This window comes from Brevundimonas sp. T2-11, assembly GCF_055397675.1.
Window position 1 is genome coordinate 280,621 of the sequence record NZ_AP027920.1, and the last position, 17,237, is coordinate 297,857.

Genomic DNA, 17,237 nt, shown 5'->3' on the forward strand with positions numbered 1-17,237 from the left:
GCGCGTCGAAGCAGCGGCGGGGGTGGCGGTTCGTCGCGGCCCTCGCTAAGACCAGAAGCCTGATCGCCTTACCGGCGCTGTTCTGCGTTCCCTTCCAGCCGAAGGCGCGTGCCGTGGATATTTACCTGCCGATCGCCGAGGTTTCGGTGAACTGGCCGTTCCTGGTGATGCTGGGCGCGCTGGTGGGCTTCGTCTCGGGCCTGTTCGGCATCGGCGGCGGCTTTCTGATGGCCCCCGTTCTGGTCTTCATGGGCATCCCGCCGACGGTGGCCGTGGCCAGTCAGGCCAGCCACGTCGTCGCCTCCTCGACTTCAGGCGTGATCCGATACTCTGGCATGAAGGCGGTCGATTATCGCATCGGCGGCATCATGGCTGTGGGCGGGGCGCTCGGCGCCCTGGCGGGTGTCGAACTGTTCCGCTACCTGCGCCTGCTGGGTCAGGCCGATCTGGTCGTGGCGGTGTCCTACCTGGTCTTCCTCGGCGCCATCGGCAGCATGATGCTGTACGAAAGCCTGACGCAGATCCTTCACCGTGTGCGGGGCGAGACCCCGCCAAGGAAAGAGCGCCGTCGTCCCATGTGGCTGTACGGCCTGCCGTTGCGCATGCGTTTCCCGCGCTCGGGCCTCTACATCAGCGCCATCCCCCCGTTTGGGCTTGGCGTCTTCGCAGGGATCCTGTCGGCCATCATGGGGGTGGGCGGCGGCTTCATCCTGGTGCCCGCCATGCTCTATGTCCTGCGGATGCGGGCCAATGTCGTGGTCGGGACCAGCCTGTTCCAGATCATCATCACCACGGCCATCACCACCATCCTTCAGGCCGGGCGCAACCAGACGGTGGACATCGTCCTGTCGACCATCCTGCTGCTGGGCGGGGTGGTCGGGGCCCAGTTCGGGGCGCGGCTGTCGGGCCGCTTCCGGGCCGAGGAGATGCGTGCGGCCCTGGGGCTGATCGTTCTTCTGGTCGGCATCCAGATGGGGCTGGAGCTGTTCGTGCGGCCCAGCGACCTCTTCCTGCTGGCGCCGGGGGTGTCGGACTGATGTTCCAGGCCCTGCCGCCCGAACCCGCGCCCGTCATCGCGCCCGCGCCAGCGGTGGTCGCGCCGGGGACGATCGAACGCTCGGTCGCCACCGAGGGCGAGGTGCGGGTCGCCGCCGCCCTGACCGACGCTCAGGTGAAGGTCGACTCCAGCTTCCGCGGCGCCTCCATCGTCCTCTATGGCGCGGTCTTCAATCCGACCGACACGCCCGCCGACGTGGTGGTGGTGGTGCGCGGGCCGGATGCGCCCGTGCGTCTGGTCAAGAAGACCCGCAACATGGGCGTCTGGCTGAACAGCCGCCCGGTTCTGTTCGAGGGCGCGCCCGGCTTCTACATGACCGCCTCGACCCGGCCGTTGTCGGACGTGGCCGACTTCGGCCAGCTGCGCCGCCTCGGCGTCGGGGTCGATCACCTGCGCATCGACGCGCCGCAGGAAAGCCGCACCGTCACCCGCTACGGCGTGCGCGACGTGGTGGTCAGCCGTCTGGGCGAGGACTACCTGGATTGGCGCCGGGCCGTGATCCGACTGAAGGAGGCGGCGGCCCTCTACAACACCGATCCCGCCGGCGTGCAGTTCGTCGACAAGGGCCTGTTCCGGGCCGAGGTCGAGCTGCCGACCGTGGCTCCGACCGGCAAGTACTACGCCGAGGTCTGGCTGTTTCAGGAGGGCGCGCCGGTCTCGGTGTCCAACCTGACGCTGACGGTCGAGAAGGTCGGGCTGGAGCGCGACATCTACGAGTTCGCCCATCGGCGGCCGTGGTCCTACGGCGTGCTGTGCGTCATCCTGGCGGCCCTGACGGGCTATGCGGCCTCGCGGGTGTTCAGGAGCAGGTAAACCACCGCTCATCCCGGCGGACGCCGGGACCCAGTCCTTTGGACGACAGGCGTTGCCGCTGAAGGGGCGTGTGGGGCTCTCACTGGGTCCCGGCGTCCGCCGGGATGAGCGGGAAGTGAGGTGCAGCCTCAAAAGAAAAGGGCGGCCCGCGAGGAGCCGCCCTTTCCGTTTCAGTCCGAAGTCAGCCTGATCAGGCCACCTTCTTCTCCGGGGCGAAGCGGCCGTAGAAGGTCTCGTCCTTGGCGGCCATCTCGCGCAGCAGCTCCGGCACCTTGAAACGGTCGCCGTAGGTGGCGGTCAGGCGGTCGGCGGTCTCGACGAAGGTCTTCAGGCCGGTCTGGTCGATCAGGGTGATCGGGCCGCCCGACCAGGGGGCGAAGCCCCAGCCGAGGATGGCGCCCAGGTCGGCTTCACGCGGGTCGTCGATGACGCCCTCGGCCCAGCAGCGGGCGACCTCGACGGCCTGACGATAGAGCAGGCGCGTCTTCAGCTCGTCGACCAGTTCCGGGGTCGAGTCGTCGAACTTGACCGGGGCCAGTTCCGACAGACCCGCCCACAGGGTCTTGGGCTTGCTGTCGTAGTCGTAGAAGCCCTTGCCGTTCTTGCGACCGTAGCGCCCGCCCTCGACCATTTTCGCGACGATGTCGGCGCCTTCGGACGGGACATAGGCGTCGCCCAGGTCGATCGCCGTCTGCTTGGCGATCTTGTAGGACAGGTCCAGGGCGACGTCGTCGTGCATTTCCAGCGGGCCGCGCGGCATACCGGTCATGCGACCGACGTTGTCGATCAGGGCCGGAGCGTAGCCTTCCTCGAGCATGGCCATGCCTTCCATCAGGAAGGTGGAGAAGCAGCGCGAGGTGTAGAAGCCGCGGCTGTCGTTGACGACGATCGGTGTCTTTTTGATCTTCAGGACGTAGTCGATGGCCTTGGCGATGGCGGCCGGGCCGGTCTTCTCGCCGAGGATGATCTCGACCAGCATCATCTTGTCGACGGGCGAGAAGAAGTGGATGCCGATGAAGTCCTCGGGGCGGACCGAGGCCTCGGCCAGACCGGTGATCGGCAGGGTCGAGGTGTTGGAGCCGAAGACGGCGCCTTCAGCCAGCTGGGCCTCGGCGCGCCTGGTCACGTCGGCCTTGATCTCGCGGTTTTCGAACACGGCCTCGATGACCAGGTCCGAACCCTTGATGTGATCATAGTCGGTGGTGGCGGTGACCAGGGCCAGGGTGGCGTCGAACTTCTCCTGGGTCATCTGGCCGCGCGACAGACGCTTCTTCAGCAGCTCCTCGACGTGGGCCTTGCCCTTGTCGGCGGCTTCCTGGGTCTGGTCGATCAGGACGGTCTCGATGCCGGCCATGACCTGCACATAGGCCACGCCCGCGCCCATCATGCCGGCGCCCAGCACCGTGACCTTCTTGGCGTCCGACTTCGGCACACCCGCCGGACGCACGGCGCCCTTGTCCAGTTCCTGCTTGGACAGGAAGAGGCTGCGGATCATGGCCTGGGCCTGCGGCGTCATCAGGGTCTTGATGAAGTAGCGGGTCTCGATGCGCAGGGCGGCGTCCATCGGCACCTGAACGCCTTCATAGACGGCCTTCATCAGGTTGGTCGCGGCGGGATAGTTGCCGTAGGTCTGCTTGCGGATCATCGCATTGCCGACCAGGAAGTTCTGGATGCCGGCCGGGTGGTAGGGGCCTCCGCCGGGCAGTTTGAAGGACTTGTCGTCCCACGGCTGCACGGCTTTGCCGCCGTTCTTGATCCAGGTCTTGGCGGCCTCGACCGACTGACCCTTTTCCGCGATCTCGTGGACGATGCCCGCGCCCTTGGCGTCGTTGGGACGGAAGGACTTGCCCTCGGTCATGGCCATCATGGCGGCCTGGACGCCGACCAGGCGGGTCAGGCGCTGGGTGCCGCCGCCGCCGGGGAAGAGGCCGACCTTGATCTCGGGCAGGCCCAGCTGGATCCTGTTGTCGTTCTCGACCACGCGATAGTGGCAGGCCAGCGTCAGTTCCAGACCGCCGCCGAGCGCCAGGCCGTTGATGGCCGCAGCCACCGGCTTGCCGCAGGTTTCCAGCGCGCGCAGGGCGCCGTTCATCTTCCAGCCGGCGTCATAGGCGTCCTGCAGGCTGGCGCCGCCGATCATGCCGCCGGCGATGTCACCCAGATCGGCCCCGGCGCAGAAGCCCGAAGCCTTGCCCGAGGTGATGACGGCGCCCTTGATGGCGTCGTCGGTCTTGATGCGTTCCACCAGCTGCGGAATCTCGGCCATGACGGACGAGGTCAGGGTGTTCATCGAACGTCCCGGGACGTCGAAGGTGATCAGGGCGACGCCGTCGGCGTCGACGTCGATCTTGAAGTTTTCCATGGTCAGTCGCTCCCGATCAGACGCGTTCGATGACGGTGGCGGTGCCCATGCCGCCGCCGATGCACAGGGTGATGAGGGCGGTTTCCTTGTCCGAGCGTTCCAGCTCGTCCAGCACCACGCCGGTGATCATGGCGCCCGTGGCGCCCAGGGGGTGGCCCATGGCGATGGCGCCGCCGCAGACGTTGATCTTGTCGTGCGGGATGTCGAGCGCCTGCATGTAGCGCAGGACGACGGCGGCGAAGGCCTCGTTCAGTTCGTAGAGGTCGATGTCGGTCGACTTCATGCCCAGCTTGCCGAGAAGCTTGTTGGTCACGAACTCCGGGCCGGTCAGCATGATCGACGGCTCCGAGCCGATCGAGGCGGCGCCGCGGATCTTGGCGCGCGGCTTCAGGCCCAGGGCCTTGCCGGCTTCCAGCGAACCGATCAGGACGCCCGCCGAACCGTCGACGATGCCCGAGGAGTTGCCGGGGGTGTGGACGTGGTTGACGCGCTCGACCTCGGGGTAGCGCTGGTTGATGACGCTGTCGAAGGCCATCTCGCCCATCATGGCGAAGGACGGATTCAGCGCGCCGAGCGTTTGCATGTCCGTGGTCGGGCGAATGGTTTCATCGCGGTCGAGGCGCACCAGACCCAGCTGATCCAGAACCGGCACGACCGACTTGCTGAAGCGGCCTTCGGCCCAGCTTTGCGCCGAACGCTTGTGGCTCTCGACGGAGTAGGCGTCCACGTCGGCGCGGCTGAAGCCCCACTTGGTGGCGATCATGTCGGCCGAGACGCCCTGGGGCACGAAATAGGTCGAGAAGGCGCTGGACGGATCGACTGGCCAGGCGCCGCCGTCCGAGCCCATCGGCACGCGGCTCATGGCCTCGACGCCGCCGCCGACGGCGAAGTCGGCCTCGCCGGACTTCACCTTGGCGGCCGCCATGTTCACGGCTTCCAGGCCCGAGGCGCAGAAGCGGTTGATCTGGACGCCCGCCGTGGTCTGGGCCCAGCCGGCGTTCAGCACGGCGGTGCGGGCGATGTCGGCGCCCTGCTCGCCCACCGGCGAGACGCAGCCCAGGATGACGTCGTCCACCTTGGAGGTGTCCAGGCCGTTGCGGTCGCGGATCGCCTCCAGCACCTGGGTCGCCAGCGACAGGGCGGTGATCTCGTGCAGCGACCCGTCCTTCTTGCCCTTGCCGCGCGGGGTGCGCACGGCGTCGTAGATGTAGGCGTCGGCCATGAAAGATCTCTTTTGTTAGGTCCCTACCGCTCGCCGCTCGGCGGGTCGCTGCATGAGGGACAGGTCGAACTTCTAGGGTCCCGGTCGTTCGGTGCGTGGCCCCGAGCGGCCTGAGGGACGGGTCTGGAATTGAAACTTGGTGCGTAGAAACCCGACGTTTACGTCAACGTCAAGTAACAAGGCGCGTGAGGGCGTCGACGGACGGAGGAAGCGCTTCCGTCCGTCGCGGGTTCCTTATGGCCTGGCCAGTCGCACCAGCTTGCCGTCTTCCTCGTCGGTGACGACCCAGACGGCGCCGTCGGCGGCGACGGCCACGTCGCGGATGCGTTCGTTCAGGCCGGTCAGCAGGCGCTCCTCGCCGACGACGCGGTTGTTCTCCAGCACCAGTCGCGCCAGCTGCTTGCCGCCCAGGCCCGTCACCAGCAGGTTGCCTTGCCAGCCGGGGAACATGGCGCCGCTGTAGAAGGTCATGCCGCCCGGCGCGATCACCGGGTCCCAGTAATAGACGGGCTGTTCCGTGCCCTCGCGCGCGGTCATGGCCTCGGGAATGGCCTGGCCATTGTATTCGATGCCGTAGGCGACGCCCGGCCAGCCATAGTTCTTGCCGGCCTGATCCAGGTTGATCTCGTCGCCGCCGCGCGTGCCGTGTTCGACGGTCCAGATGGCGCCCGTGCCCGGCTGGACGGCGATCCCCTGCATGTTGCGGTGGCCCAAAGACCAGATCTCGGGCCGCGCTCCCGCCTGGCCGACGAAGGGGTTGTCGGACGGGACGCTGCCGTCGGCGTTGATGCGGATGGTCTTGCCCATGTGCGAGCCCAGGTCCTGGGCCTGGGGCCGCATCGGCTTGTCCGAGCGCTCGCCCAGGGTGACGAACAGCTTGCCGTCCGGCGCGAAGACCAGGGACGAGCCGAAATGCTTGTCGCCGTCATAGGTGGGCTGGGCCTGGAAGATGACCTGGACGTTCTCGACCTTGGTCAGGTCATCGGACAGGCGGCCGCGCGCGACCGCCGTGCCGTTGCCGCCGTCACGGGGCTGGGCGTAGGACCAGTAGATCAGTCGATCCTGCGCGAAGCTCGGGCTGAGGATGACGTCCAGCAGTCCGCCCTGACCCCGCGCCGAGACGGCGGGCAGACCCGCGATCGGCGCGCCGACCTGGCCCTGTGCCGAGATGATCCGCATCCGGCCCGGCTTCTCCGTCACCAGCCACTGGCCGTCCGGCAGCAGGGCCAGCCCCCAGGGGTGGACCAGGCCCGAGGCGATGGTCTCGTGGCGCAGGGTTCCGGCGGTCTGGACGCCCGGCGCGCGCGTCTGCCCCTCAAAGGCGGGCCTCTGGTCAGGATTGTTGGCGGGGCGGGTCTCGACGGGCGAGCCCGGGGCTGCGGGCGCATCCTGTCCATTGGCGCCGCAGGCGGCGGCGAGCACGAGAAGCGAGGCGGAGGCGGCGAGGACGATCGGGCGCATGGAGCTCTCCTGAACAGCAGATGTCGCCCGCCAGAATGGAGCCTCGCCGCTTCGCGCGCGAGCCGAAACCGCCCGCGACCGATCGTCCCGCGCGATTTCCGTGCTGAACCGGCTTGAACCCGACCGAAGGCGGCGATATACGCACGCCTCTCGCGCGCTCCTGTCGTTATCGATCTGGCGCGAGGTCCCGTAAGGGGTTGGGTAGCTCAGATGGTTAGAGCGGTGGATTCATAACCCACAGGTCGGCGGTTCGATCCCGCCTCCAACCACCACGGATTTTCCGATCAAGTCAGTGGCGCGGGCTTTCGGGTGCTGTGGCGTTGCGCCAGGGCAGGCCGTTGTGCGGCGAGGCGCGCCGAATAGCGCATGCTTCAGACGGAAGTCCGCCAATCGAGGCGGTCGCTGCGCGCATGCTTCGGGGCGGCGGTTTTACCGTGACGCTTACGAGAGTTTAACTGGCGTCAGAAGCCGCCGTCAGGGCAACAAGGCGACAGTGAAGCCTTGGGGTCGGTCGATGTTGAAACCTGTCTGGATTGTCGTTGTGGCTTGGTGTCTGCTGGCGTCCGGATGCGGGATCGCTCGCTATCCGGTCCTGCCGGCCTGGTCGGCGAACGAAGAGAGCGCGCTGACTTGCGATCAGCTGGCGCAGGAGCGCGAAGCGGCCCAGGCGACCCAGCGCCGGATCGCGGAGATCGCGGCTCGCGGGGATGGTGGTGAACGGCCTCAGCTCTATTCCACCGCCAGACCCGACGCGGACCGTGCGGTGCAGGCGCGGCTCGCCGCCGTTGAGGCGGCCCTGCAGGTCAAGAGGTGCGCGGCCTGATCGGGCCGCGCGACCGAGCCGGCTCAGGGGATGCGCGATGCGCCCCCGGTGATCTTGCAGACATTGTCGGCCTGGGGGCGCCCCGTCGTGACGCCGCTCGGGGTCAGGATGCCGCCGCGAGCCGTGCATTCCGCACTCAGCTTGTCGAGTTCTTCCTGGTAGCTGGGGAAGGTCTTGCCGGTGGCGCAGGCGCCCAGAGCCAGGGGCGCGACGAGGGCGGCGAGAATGAAGGGGGCGCGCATGACAGGATCTCCTTGCGACTGACGGCTTAACGGTTGGCCGAGGGGCGACGTTCCGTCAGCCGTTCTCGTGAAGCAAGCCGATCTTCAGAACGCCAGTACGCCGAGGTGTTCCAGCAGGATCTTGAGCCCCAGGCCGATCAGGGCGAGGCCGCCGATCAGTTCGACGATCTTGCCCAGCCGCGCGCCCGCAGCCTTGCCGATCAGCAAGCCCAGGGTGGCGAGAGCGAAGGTCGTGGCGCCGATACAGGCGGCGATCAGCCAGATGTTGGCGCCGAGCAGGGCCAGCCCGACCCCGACCGCGCCCGCGTCGACGGAGGTGCCGATGGCGGTGGCGACCAGCGCCAGCAGGCCGCGCGAGCCGGCCTTGCCGGCGTCGGCTTCGGTGTCTTCATCTTCGCGCTTCAGGGCTTCCCAGATCATCTTGCCGCCGACGGCGCCCAGGAGGCCGAAGGCGATCCAGTGGTCGACCGCCTCGACGAAACCGGCGGCGGCGACGCCCAGGGCGAAGCCGATCAGCGGCGTGATGGCTTCGACAACGCCGAAGACCAGTCCGGAGCGCAGAGCCTGGGGCAGGGTGGGCCGGTGCTGCGCGCCGCGACCGATCGCGGCGGCGAAGGCGTCGGCGGACATGCTGACGGACAGGACCGCGATGGAAAGGGGGGTGATCATGGGGATACGCACTCAGCCGGTCGCGTGACAGCGCGCCCCGAGCGCAGGCCGGCTCGGCCCCCAGGGTGCGCTGGTCTCGCTAGGCGGAACAATCCGCTGGTCGCACCATGCCCGCGACGGGCAAGTGTGTTGACGCGACCCCGGCTGGGCTATGCCGGAAGCTACTCCCCAACGGGCGCTCCACTAGCGGTTGGGACGGCGAGGTTCAACCCCGGAACTGGCCGGAGGCGACAAGAGGTCCCATCTGTGCTAGACGCCGCGCCTTCACCCCCGCCGCAGGATATTCAGCCTTGAGCATCACGCTCGACCTTTCGCGTGCTTCCGCCGCAGCTAAAGCCCCCGTCAACCTGTCCGGTCTGACGCGCGAGGGCCTGCGCCAGGCGCTGATCGAAGCGAAGATCTGCCCGCCCGAGAAGGCCAGGATGCGCGCGTCTCAGGTCTGGCGCTGGATCCACCACTACGGCGTCACCGACTTCGCCCTGATGAGCGACATCGGCAAGGAGACCCGCGCGGCTCTGGCCGAGGCCTTCACCCTGGCCCGCCCCGAGATCGTCGAGCGCCAGGTGTCGAAGGACGGCACCCGCAAATACCTGATCCGCACCGCGCCCGGCATCGAGGTCGAGGCCGTCTATATTCCCGACGTGGGCCGGGCCGGCGCCCTTTGCGTTTCGTCCCAGGTCGGGTGCACCCTGAACTGCACCTTCTGCCACACCGGCACGCAAAAGCTGGTGCGCAACCTGACCGCCGCCGAGATCGTGGCCCAGGTCCAGGTGGCCCGCGACGACCTGGGCGAATGGCCCTCGCCCAAGGAAGACCGCCAGCTGACGAACATCGTCTTCATGGGCATGGGCGAGCCGCTCTACAACCTGGACAACGTCGCCGACGCCATCGACATCATATCGGACAACGAGGGCATCGCCCTGTCGCGCCGCCGGATCACCGTCTCGACCTCGGGCGTGGTGCCGCAGCTTCAGGCCCTGGGCGACCGCACGGCGGCCATGCTGGCCATCAGCCTGCACGCCACCAACGACCCCCTGCGCGACGTTCTGGTGCCGCTGAACAAGAAGTATCCGCTGGAACAGCTGATGGCCGGCATCCGCGCCTATCCGGGTCTGGCCAACACCCGTCGCGTGACCTTCGAATACGTCATGCTCAAGGGCGTCAACGACAGCCCCGACGAGGCCCGGGCCCTGGTCAAGCTGATCGAGGGCATCCCCTCCAAGGTCAACCTGATTCCGTTCAATCCCTGGCCCGGCACGGACTATGAGTGCTCGGACTGGAAGACCATCGAACGCTTCGCCGCCATCCTGAACAAGGCCGGCTACGCCTCGCCCATCCGCACCCCGCGCGGCCGCGACATCCTGGCCGCCTGCGGCCAGCTGAAGTCCGAGAGCGAGAAGCAACGGGCCTCGGCCCGGATCAAGGCCGAGCGCGAGGCGGATGCGGAGACGTCGAACGCGGCCTGACCGATCTATAGGCGAAGGCGCGGACGATTAGCGCAGCGACGGCGCCAGGCAGAGCGAGGCCGAGCGCGCTCAGCGTCAGCGCCGACCATCCTCCCTGCGCAGTTAGAGATATGCCGGTGATCGAGGCAGAAAGCGCTCCTGTGGCGGCGGCGATCAGGCGAGACGTCTTTCCGCATCCGTAGAGCGTCAGCCAAATCGGAATGCCGGGAAATATCAGGCCTATGAGAAAGCCGATACTCGCAATGCTGCCTGCTAACAGGCCAAATGGTATGGCTCCATCGGAACTCGATCCTTCAAGGAGGCTGCAGATCCAAATGGCGACGCCAAATTCCAGGCCGACGAATCCGCCCGCCGTCAATGCGGCAACGCAGGTTCCCAGCGCGATCCAAGGCCAACTGCGGATCATGCGTTAACCTCCGCCAATGCCGCTCGTCGTTCCGACATCGTCTCCGGCGTCCGCACGTTCCACGCCAGACCCAGCCGCTCCAGCAGCTGGATGAAGCGGAAACCCCAGTCGCTCTGGCCGGGGTAGAGACCGATGCGGGCGGAGCCGGGCCAGGCGTGGTGGTTATTGTGCCAGGCCTCGCCCATGGTCGGGATGGCGGCCCAGGGCACGTCGTGGGCCTGAACGCCCGCCTCGCGCACCAGCCAGGTCTGGGGGCCGCGCCGGTGGGCCAGGTGGCCGACGAACCAGTGACCGATGACGCTGATCGAGACGCGGGCGCAGACGCCCCAGACCACGAAACCCCAGCCGCCGACCAGCCAGAGGGCCGCCGCGACGGGCGCCTGTTGCAGCATCCAGGTGCGTTCCAGAAACCGATAGAAGGGGTCGCGTCCGATGCGGCCCAGATCGAAGGTCGGCGGATGATCCAGCACCAGCCGGCCGTGCATCTGCCAGACAGCATCGACTGCCATGGGGCGTCGGTGCGCCAGATAGTCGTGGCAGTCGGTCTGGCGTTGGGCCCAGTCGCGCAGGTCGTGGGTGCGGATCATCCAGAAGGGGCCGCTCATGCCCACCAGGGTCCCGAACCAGACCAGCGTCCGCTCCAGCCACAGCGGGCAGTCGAAGCTGCCGTGGATCAATCGCCGGTGAAATCCGACCGAATGGCCCAGCAGCAGGGTGGCCCCCGTGGTGATGACGAAGACGGCCAGGGCGCCGAGGCTGAAGGTCGTGGCGCCAAGGGCCAGCGCCGCCGCCAGCATCCCGCCGTTCCATAACGAATGGATCGGGTCCCAGACGACGCGACCCGTCACGGGGCTGGCGTCCGGCGTTTCGATCAGGCTGTTAACGGCGCAGGGATCATGCTCGTGCATCGGATCGCTCCGAGAAGGTATTTAAGCAATAACTTAAACACTGAATGGTCGGGCTGGCAAGCCGTTAGCAAATCCCTTAAATACCGAACCATGCAGCGCGTGTTCGAAGCCCTTTCCAGCCCTGTCCGGCGCAAGATTCTGGCCTATCTGGCCCATGCCGACCTCACGGCGGGCGAGATCGCGGCCAAGTTCGAAATCTCCAAGCCGGCGGTGTCGCAACATCTGTCGGTGCTGGAGGTCGCCGGTCTGGTGACCAGCGAGAAGAAGGGCCAGTACGTCCACTACAGCCTGGCGCCGGATCATCTGGCCAATACCCTGAACGGCTATGTTCAGGAGGTCTGCCCGGTGTCCAAGCCGTTGAAGCGCGAAAGCGCCGAGATCGCCAAGGGGCGACGAACCGACGGATCCTGATGCTTGTCTAACGCTGTTTTCCTGATCGGGTGTGGCTCCGGCGCCCTTGCGGAAGGGGCGGGGGATCGGGCAAGGCTTGTTTTGCTTTCGTTCCGTTTTCAGCAGGGGGCTGCGGGCTCGCACATCATGGACGCGTCGTCTTTGCCCAGCGTGCTGTCGAGTCCCGAGGTTCAGGCCTTCGCCACCGGATTTCCGATCCTGGTCCTGCATCTTGTCGTGACCTTCGGCCTGCTGGCCATGGGGGCGACCGTTTATGCCCTGCTGACGCCGTGGCGCGAGGTGGCGCTGATCCGTCAGGGCAATCCCGCCGCCGCCGTGGCCTTCTCCGGGGTGCTGGTCGGGCTGGCCATTCCCCTGGCCGTCTCCCTGTCGATCTCGACCTCGATCCGCGACATCGCCATCTGGGGCGTGGCGACGGTGGTGCTGCAGCTTCTGGCCTTCCGCGTCGTCGACCTGCTGCTGACCGGCCTGCCGCAGCGCATCGAGAAGGGCGAGGTCGCCGCCGCCGTGGTTCTGGCGGGCGCCAAGCTGGCCACGGCCCTGATCCTGGCCGCCGCCCTGACGGGCTGAGGGCGGCGCCGTGCGCTTCCCCCATCTTCCGGACTGGACCATCTATGCGGCGGTGATCGGCGCCCTGCTGATCGTGTCGCTGGGCCGTCGTGAAAAGGCCGACGCGCCCCATCTGCCCGAGGATGACGAGGCGCACGGTCCCCTGTTGGGGCCGGTGACGCCGTTCGACCCTTCCGTCACCGTCATCGCCCCTGACATTCCCTTCCAGCCTTCGTCGGGCACGGCCTTCTCCATCGCCGGAGACGGTCGCTGGGTCACGGCGCGCCATGTGGTCGAGGGCTGTCCGCGTCCGGCCCTGGTGATCGGCGGCGGGCGGGCCCTGGCCGCCGACGTGCGGCTGGCGGCGCGGGCTGACGTGGCCTTGTTGCTGACCGAGGGCGGGCCGCCGGCCCTGCCGGTCGCGGCCTCGACGCCGTTGCGCAAGGGCCAGCGCGCCTTCCATCCGGGCTTCCCCCAGGGGCACCCCGGCGAGGTGGCCTCGCGTCTTCTGGGGCGTGAGACGCTGAAGATTCGGGGGCGCGGCGAGCGCGACGAGCCGGTCCTGGCCTGGGCCGAGGCCGGGCGCACCAAGGGCTTGAAGGGCACGCTGTCGGGTCTGTCGGGCGCGCCGGTGCTGGACCGGCGAGGCCGTGTCCTGGGCGTGACCATCGCCGAAGCTCCGCGTCGGGGCCTGATCTACACCACGGCCCCCGACACCTTCGTGCCCGCGATCCGGGGCGAACAGCGCGCCGACGAGAGGGCTCTGGGCGAGGCCGTCAACACCGACAACTACGGCCAGGTCGCCGACCGCCTGCGTCGGGACCTGCGCGTGGCCCAGGTGGTCTGCCTGACGGCTTGAGCCTCCCCCGTCGCGAGGCGACAGGGGAGAACAGAAGCGCGCTAGCGCAGGGTCGCGCTGTTCAGGTTCAGCTCGGTCAGGGGGATGACCTCGACGTTGGGGTATCTGGCCCGCAGGCCGTCGATGAACTTCGATGCATCGCCGACGATGACCAGGCTGGCCTGATCGGTGGGCAGGTGGTCGGCGAAGGCGGCCTCGACCTGTTGCGGGGTGACCGAACGGACGCGCCCGGCGTAGTCGGCCAGATCGCTCATGGGCAGGTCGTAGAGGGCCAGGTTGGCCACCAGTCCGCCCAGACCGTCCACCGTCTCCAGCGAGCGGCCGAAGCCGCCGATCAGGGTGGCGCGACGCGGGGCCAGTTCGGCCTCGGTGGCCTGGGTCGTTCCCAGCCTGCCGACCTCGGCCAGGATCAGGTCGGCGACTTCGGTCGCCGTCTCGTTCTTGGTCTGGGTCGAGGCGGTGAAGACGCCGACGTCCTGCTGGGCGCCGACCGAGGAGCGGGCGCCGTAGGACAGGCCGCGCTTGATGCGGATTTCCTGATTCAGCCGCGACGAGAAGCCGCCGCCCAGCAGGGTGTTGCCCAGGGTCAGGGGGAAGTAGTCGGCGTCGGTGCGGCTGACGCCCCGGATGGCGGCGATGACGGCGGCCTGGCCGGCGCCCGGCTGATCGATGACCACGACGCGGGGCGGCAGGGCGTGGCCTGCCTTGTCGATGGCGGCCGGGGCGGGGCCGGCGTCGCGCCAGTCGCCGAAGGCCTCGTCGGCCAGGGCGCGAGCCTCGGCCGGGGTCACGTCGCCCGAGAAGACCAGGGTCGCCTGCGACGGACGGAAGCGATCAGAGTGGAAGACCGCCACGTCATCGCGCGTCAGCGCGGGGATGCTGGTCAGGGTGCCGCTGCCCGGCGCGCCATAGGGGGCGTCGCCATAGACCACGCGGCCGACCGACTGGGCGGCGATCGAGCCGGGCTGGCTCAGCGCCACGCGCAGCCCGTCCAGAGTCTGGGACTGCTGGCGCTCAAGCTCTTCGGCGGCGAAGGCCGGGTGGCGCACCAGATCGGCCATCAGGGCCAGCGAGCGGCCGAACACGTCCTTGGGCGCATTGGCGTAGACATTGGTGAAGTCCGCGCCCGAGCCCGCGCCGATATTGGCCCCCAGCTGTTCGATGGCGGTGGCGATCTCGGGGGCTGACTTGGTCGTCGTGCCCTGGGTCAGCAGGCTGGCCGTCATGGAGGCGACGCCCGGCTTGCCCGCCGGGTCGTTGGCCGAACCGGCGTTGAAGTTGAGGCGCGCCGAGACCAGGGGCAGGCCCTCGGTCGGGGCGACCAGTACCCGCATCCCGTTGGCCAGACGGAAGTCGGCCACGGCGGGGGTGGTCGGCGCCACCTCGGCGCCGGGCTGGGGCAGGCGGGCGCGCTCGGCTTCGGGCAGCAGGACGGCGACCGGACCGGCGGGGGCCAGTTCGGCCACGGTGACGGGGGCGTCGACGTTCATCTTCTGCACGCTGGCGGGGTGGGCCTCGTCGGCGGGCAGGTAGTTGATGGTGATCTGGCGCTGCGGCGTCAGATAGCGGCGGGCCACGCGCTGCACGTCGGCGGCGGTCACGGCCTGGATCTCGGCGATCTCGCGGTCGGCGGCGGTGGCGTCGCCGGTCATGATCAGGGCCATGCCGAGCGTCGTGGCGCGGTCGTCGATGCTTTCGCGGCCGCGCAGGGCGTTGGCGACCAGTTCGTTCTTGGCCTCGCTCAGTTCGGCGGCGGTGACGGGGGCGTCGCGCAGGCGGGCGATCTCGGCCTCCAGCGCGGCCTTGCCGGCGTCCACCGTCTGGCCGTCGGCCATGATGGCGTAGGCGGTCAGGTTTCCGGCTTGCTGGGCGAAGTCGGGGTTGGAGCCGGTCGAGGCGGCGATCTGCTTGTCATAGACCAGCGAGCGATAGAGGCGGCTCGACTCGCCGGTCGACAGCACCCCGTCCAGCACCGTCAGGGCGGCGCGGTCGGCGTCGCGATAGGCCACCGTGTTCCAGGCCAGGACCACGGCGGGCAGGGGCACGTTGGGCGCGTAGTAGGTGGCGGTGCGCGGGCCGGTCGGCTCGGGCTCTTTCACATCATTGACCGGCATCGGCGTGGCCGGGCGCTTCAGCGGCGCGAAGTATTGATCCACCCAACCGTCCAGCTGGGCCTGATCAAAGTTCCCCGCCACGATCAGCATGGCGTTGTCGGGGCGATAGTAGGTGGCGTGGAAACGCAGCACGTCGTCCAGGGTCGAGGCGTTCAGCTCCTCGATCGAGCCGATGCCCGGACGGCGATAGGGATGGTCCTGATAGATGGTCTCGGGCGTGAACAGGCCGAACAGGCGGCCGTAGGGGCTGGCCAGAATGCGCTGGCGGTACTCCTCCTTCACCACGTCGCGCTCCGAGACGAAGGTCGCCTCATCGACCACCAGCGAACCCATGCGGTCGGCCTCGGCGAACAGGATGCGCTGCAGGTGGTTGGCGGGGACCACCTCGTAATAGGCGGTGACGTCGTCGGCGGTGAAGGCGTTGTTCATGCCGCCGACGTCCTCGGTCAGACGGTCGAACGTCTCGGAGGGCATGTTCCTCGTCGCCTTGAACAGCAGGTGTTCGAACAGGTGGGCGAAGCCCGAACGGCCCGCCGGATCGTCCTTGGACCCGACGCGATACCAGACCTGGACCGTGACGTTCGAGGTCGAGGCGTCGCGGGCGGTATAGACCTCCATCCCGTTGGCCAGCACGCGCTTGTTGAAGCCCAGCGGCGGCACGGCGACCCCGCCTTGAGCGGCGGTGGCGGTCGCGACTGCAGACGGCGAGCCCTCGGCGAAAGCGGCGGCGGGCAGGCCCAGCAGAAGGGCCGAGGCGCAGGCGGTCAGGATCAGGCGGGTCTTCATGGGCGTCAGGTTCCGGTCGCCCGCCGGCCGCGCCGGGGGCAGGTCGGCCGGACCCTATCAGCGTCAAATCCCGCCGCGCACCTTACGGTGCTGTAATGAAGCGCGGCGGGCAGGACCTCAGGCGGGCTGGTCGAAGACCTGAACCCCGATCTCGCCGTCGGTGGTCAGCCAGGCCCGCTTCATGCCCTGGCTGTTGTAGGGTTGGGCGATGTTGCCCTCGCGGTCGAGCGCGATCAGGCCGCCGTCGCCGCCCAGACCGCCGATGCGGTCGATGGTCGCCTGCGCGGCTTCATTCAGCGACTGACCGGCGGCCACGCCGAAGGCGGTGCGGGCGGCGGCGGCGACGCGGATGAAATACTCGCCCTGACCGGTGCAGGAGACGGCGGCGTGGCCGTCGGCCCAGGTGCCGGCGGCGGGAATGGGGGTGTCGCCGACGCGGCCCGGCATCTTGCCGAAGACGCCCGCCGTAGAGGTGGCGGCGGCCAGACGGCCCTGGCTGTCCAGCACGCAGCAGCCGACGGTGCCGTGGCTGAGGCCGCCGGGCGGATGGTTGTCCTCGCCCTTGCCGGCGCGGGTGAACCAGGCTTCTTCGTCGCCGATCGGCTCCAGCCCCTGATCATGGGCGAACAGGGCGGCGCCTTCGCCGGCCAGCATGACGTGGGGGGTGCGGTCCATGACGGCGCGGGCGGCCACGACCGGGTTGCGGAAGCCCTGCAGGGCGGCGACGGCGCCGGCCTTGCCGCTCGCGCCGTCCATCAGGCTGGCGTCCAGCTCATAGGCTCCGGCCAGATTGGGCGATGCGCCGCGACCGGCGACATAAAGACCCGAATCCTCGAGCATGACCACGGCCTCGACCGCTACGTCCACGGCCGAGGCGCCGGCGTCCAGCCGCGCCTTCATGGCCTCGACCACCTGGCGCATGTGCACGACCTCGGCGTCGTAGTTGCGCTCGCGTCGGGCCCCGGCGCCGCCGTGGAGGATGAGGGCGGTTCGCGCCATGCTTGTCTCCTGAAAGTCCGTTCGGCCTCTTTGCATCGGGCCGCGCGCTGATTAGCGTCGCAATCGTGTCGGCGCCATGGCCCGACGGGG

At 68.6% G+C, this 17,237-nt stretch carries 15 protein-coding genes, 1 tRNA gene and 1 riboswitch; of the genes, 8 read left to right on the top strand and 8 right to left on the bottom strand.

Annotated elements, in window-relative coordinates; all coding sequences use genetic code 11:
* Positions 1-113: 113 nt before the first annotated feature.
* Together ACZ5XO_RS01330 and ACZ5XO_RS01335 are read left to right on the top strand one after the other, a co-directional pair.
* Positions 114-1,037, top strand: a complete 924-nt coding sequence (locus tag ACZ5XO_RS01330; RefSeq protein WP_464163541.1) for a sulfite exporter TauE/SafE family protein — start codon at positions 114-116, stop codon at positions 1,035-1,037.
* On the top strand, positions 1,037-1,870 hold the full coding sequence (locus tag ACZ5XO_RS01335; protein WP_464163542.1) for a TIGR02186 family protein: 834 nt from the start codon (positions 1,037-1,039) through the stop codon (positions 1,868-1,870). The genes ACZ5XO_RS01330 and ACZ5XO_RS01335 overlap by 1 nt, the downstream gene beginning before the upstream one ends.
* A 190-nt stretch (positions 1,871-2,060) precedes the next feature.
* Here ACZ5XO_RS01335 and ACZ5XO_RS01340 read toward each other — a convergent pair whose 3' ends face one another.
* From ACZ5XO_RS01340 to ACZ5XO_RS01350, 3 genes are all read right to left on the bottom strand, one after another.
* The gene (locus ACZ5XO_RS01340; protein ID WP_464163543.1) at positions 2,061-4,232 is read right to left on the bottom strand and encodes a 3-hydroxyacyl-CoA dehydrogenase NAD-binding domain-containing protein; all 2,172 of its coding nucleotides are present in this window, start codon (positions 4,230-4,232) and stop codon (positions 2,061-2,063) included.
* Between the two features lie 16 nt (positions 4,233-4,248).
* Positions 4,249-5,454, bottom strand: coding sequence for an acetyl-CoA C-acetyltransferase (locus ACZ5XO_RS01345; RefSeq protein WP_464163544.1), 1,206 nt, complete (start codon positions 5,452-5,454; stop codon positions 4,249-4,251).
* Positions 5,455-5,688: 234 nt separating this feature from the next.
* Entirely contained in the window at positions 5,689-6,915 is a 1,227-nt protein-coding gene (locus ACZ5XO_RS01350) for a PQQ-dependent sugar dehydrogenase (RefSeq protein WP_464163545.1), read from the bottom strand.
* Between the two features lie 195 nt (positions 6,916-7,110).
* On the opposite strand from ACZ5XO_RS01350, the gene ACZ5XO_RS01355 reads away from it, so the two are divergent.
* Both ACZ5XO_RS01355 and ACZ5XO_RS01360 read left to right on the top strand, forming a co-directional pair.
* Positions 7,111-7,187: transfer RNA gene (locus ACZ5XO_RS01355), tRNA-Met, on the top strand.
* Positions 7,188-7,429: 242 nt separating this feature from the next.
* Positions 7,430-7,738, top strand: coding sequence for a hypothetical protein (locus tag ACZ5XO_RS01360; protein WP_464163546.1), 309 nt, complete (start codon positions 7,430-7,432; stop codon positions 7,736-7,738).
* Between the two features lie 23 nt (positions 7,739-7,761).
* Here the strand turns inward: ACZ5XO_RS01360 and ACZ5XO_RS01365 are convergent, their stop codons facing one another.
* Together ACZ5XO_RS01365 and ACZ5XO_RS01370 are read right to left on the bottom strand one after the other, a co-directional pair.
* Positions 7,762-7,980 carry a hypothetical protein gene (locus ACZ5XO_RS01365; RefSeq protein WP_464163547.1) on the bottom strand — a complete coding sequence of 73 codons (219 nt, stop codon included), beginning with the start codon at positions 7,978-7,980 and terminating at the stop codon, positions 7,762-7,764.
* A gap of 84 nt (positions 7,981-8,064) precedes the next feature.
* A complete protein-coding gene (locus ACZ5XO_RS01370; protein WP_464163548.1) occupies positions 8,065-8,649 on the bottom strand; it encodes a manganese efflux pump MntP in 585 nt (194 codons plus the stop codon).
* An 81-nt stretch (positions 8,650-8,730) separates the two neighbouring features.
* A riboswitch (yybP-ykoY riboswitch) is annotated at positions 8,731-8,825 on the bottom strand.
* Between the two features lie 114 nt (positions 8,826-8,939).
* On the opposite strand from ACZ5XO_RS01370, the gene rlmN reads away from it, so the two are divergent.
* The gene (rlmN, locus tag ACZ5XO_RS01375; protein WP_464163549.1) at positions 8,940-10,115 is read left to right on the top strand and encodes a dual-specificity RNA methyltransferase RlmN; all 1,176 of its coding nucleotides are present in this window, start codon (positions 8,940-8,942) and stop codon (positions 10,113-10,115) included.
* A gap of 402 nt (positions 10,116-10,517) precedes the next feature.
* On the opposite strand, the gene ACZ5XO_RS01380 is transcribed toward rlmN, so the two are convergent.
* Complete coding sequence (locus ACZ5XO_RS01380; protein WP_464163550.1) at positions 10,518-11,429, bottom strand: acyl-CoA desaturase; 912 nt, start codon at positions 11,427-11,429, stop codon at positions 10,518-10,520.
* A 90-nt stretch (positions 11,430-11,519) separates the two neighbouring features.
* On the opposite strand from ACZ5XO_RS01380, the gene ACZ5XO_RS01385 reads away from it, so the two are divergent.
* From ACZ5XO_RS01385 to ACZ5XO_RS01395, 3 genes are all read left to right on the top strand, one after another.
* Positions 11,520-11,840 (top strand): metalloregulator ArsR/SmtB family transcription factor, encoded by a 321-nt coding sequence (locus ACZ5XO_RS01385; RefSeq protein ID WP_464163551.1) that lies wholly within the window; start codon positions 11,520-11,522, stop codon positions 11,838-11,840.
* Positions 11,841-11,966: 126 nt separating this feature from the next.
* Positions 11,967-12,410 (top strand): DUF350 domain-containing protein, encoded by a 444-nt coding sequence (locus ACZ5XO_RS01390; RefSeq protein ID WP_464163552.1) that lies wholly within the window; start codon positions 11,967-11,969, stop codon positions 12,408-12,410.
* A 10-nt stretch (positions 12,411-12,420) separates the two neighbouring features.
* Positions 12,421-13,248, top strand: coding sequence for a S1 family peptidase (locus ACZ5XO_RS01395; protein WP_464163553.1), 828 nt, complete (start codon positions 12,421-12,423; stop codon positions 13,246-13,248).
* 41 nt (positions 13,249-13,289) lie between these two features.
* Here ACZ5XO_RS01395 and ACZ5XO_RS01400 read toward each other — a convergent pair whose 3' ends face one another.
* Both ACZ5XO_RS01400 and ACZ5XO_RS01405 read right to left on the bottom strand, forming a co-directional pair.
* Positions 13,290-16,148: a M16 family metallopeptidase gene (locus ACZ5XO_RS01400; protein WP_464163554.1), complete on the bottom strand. Its 2,859-nt coding sequence runs from the start codon at positions 16,146-16,148 to the stop codon at positions 13,290-13,292.
* A 117-nt stretch (positions 16,149-16,265) separates the two neighbouring features.
* Positions 16,266-17,147 carry an isoaspartyl peptidase/L-asparaginase family protein gene (locus tag ACZ5XO_RS01405; protein ID WP_464163555.1) on the bottom strand — a complete coding sequence of 294 codons (882 nt, stop codon included), beginning with the start codon at positions 17,145-17,147 and terminating at the stop codon, positions 16,266-16,268.
* Positions 17,148-17,237 lie beyond the last annotated feature (90 nt).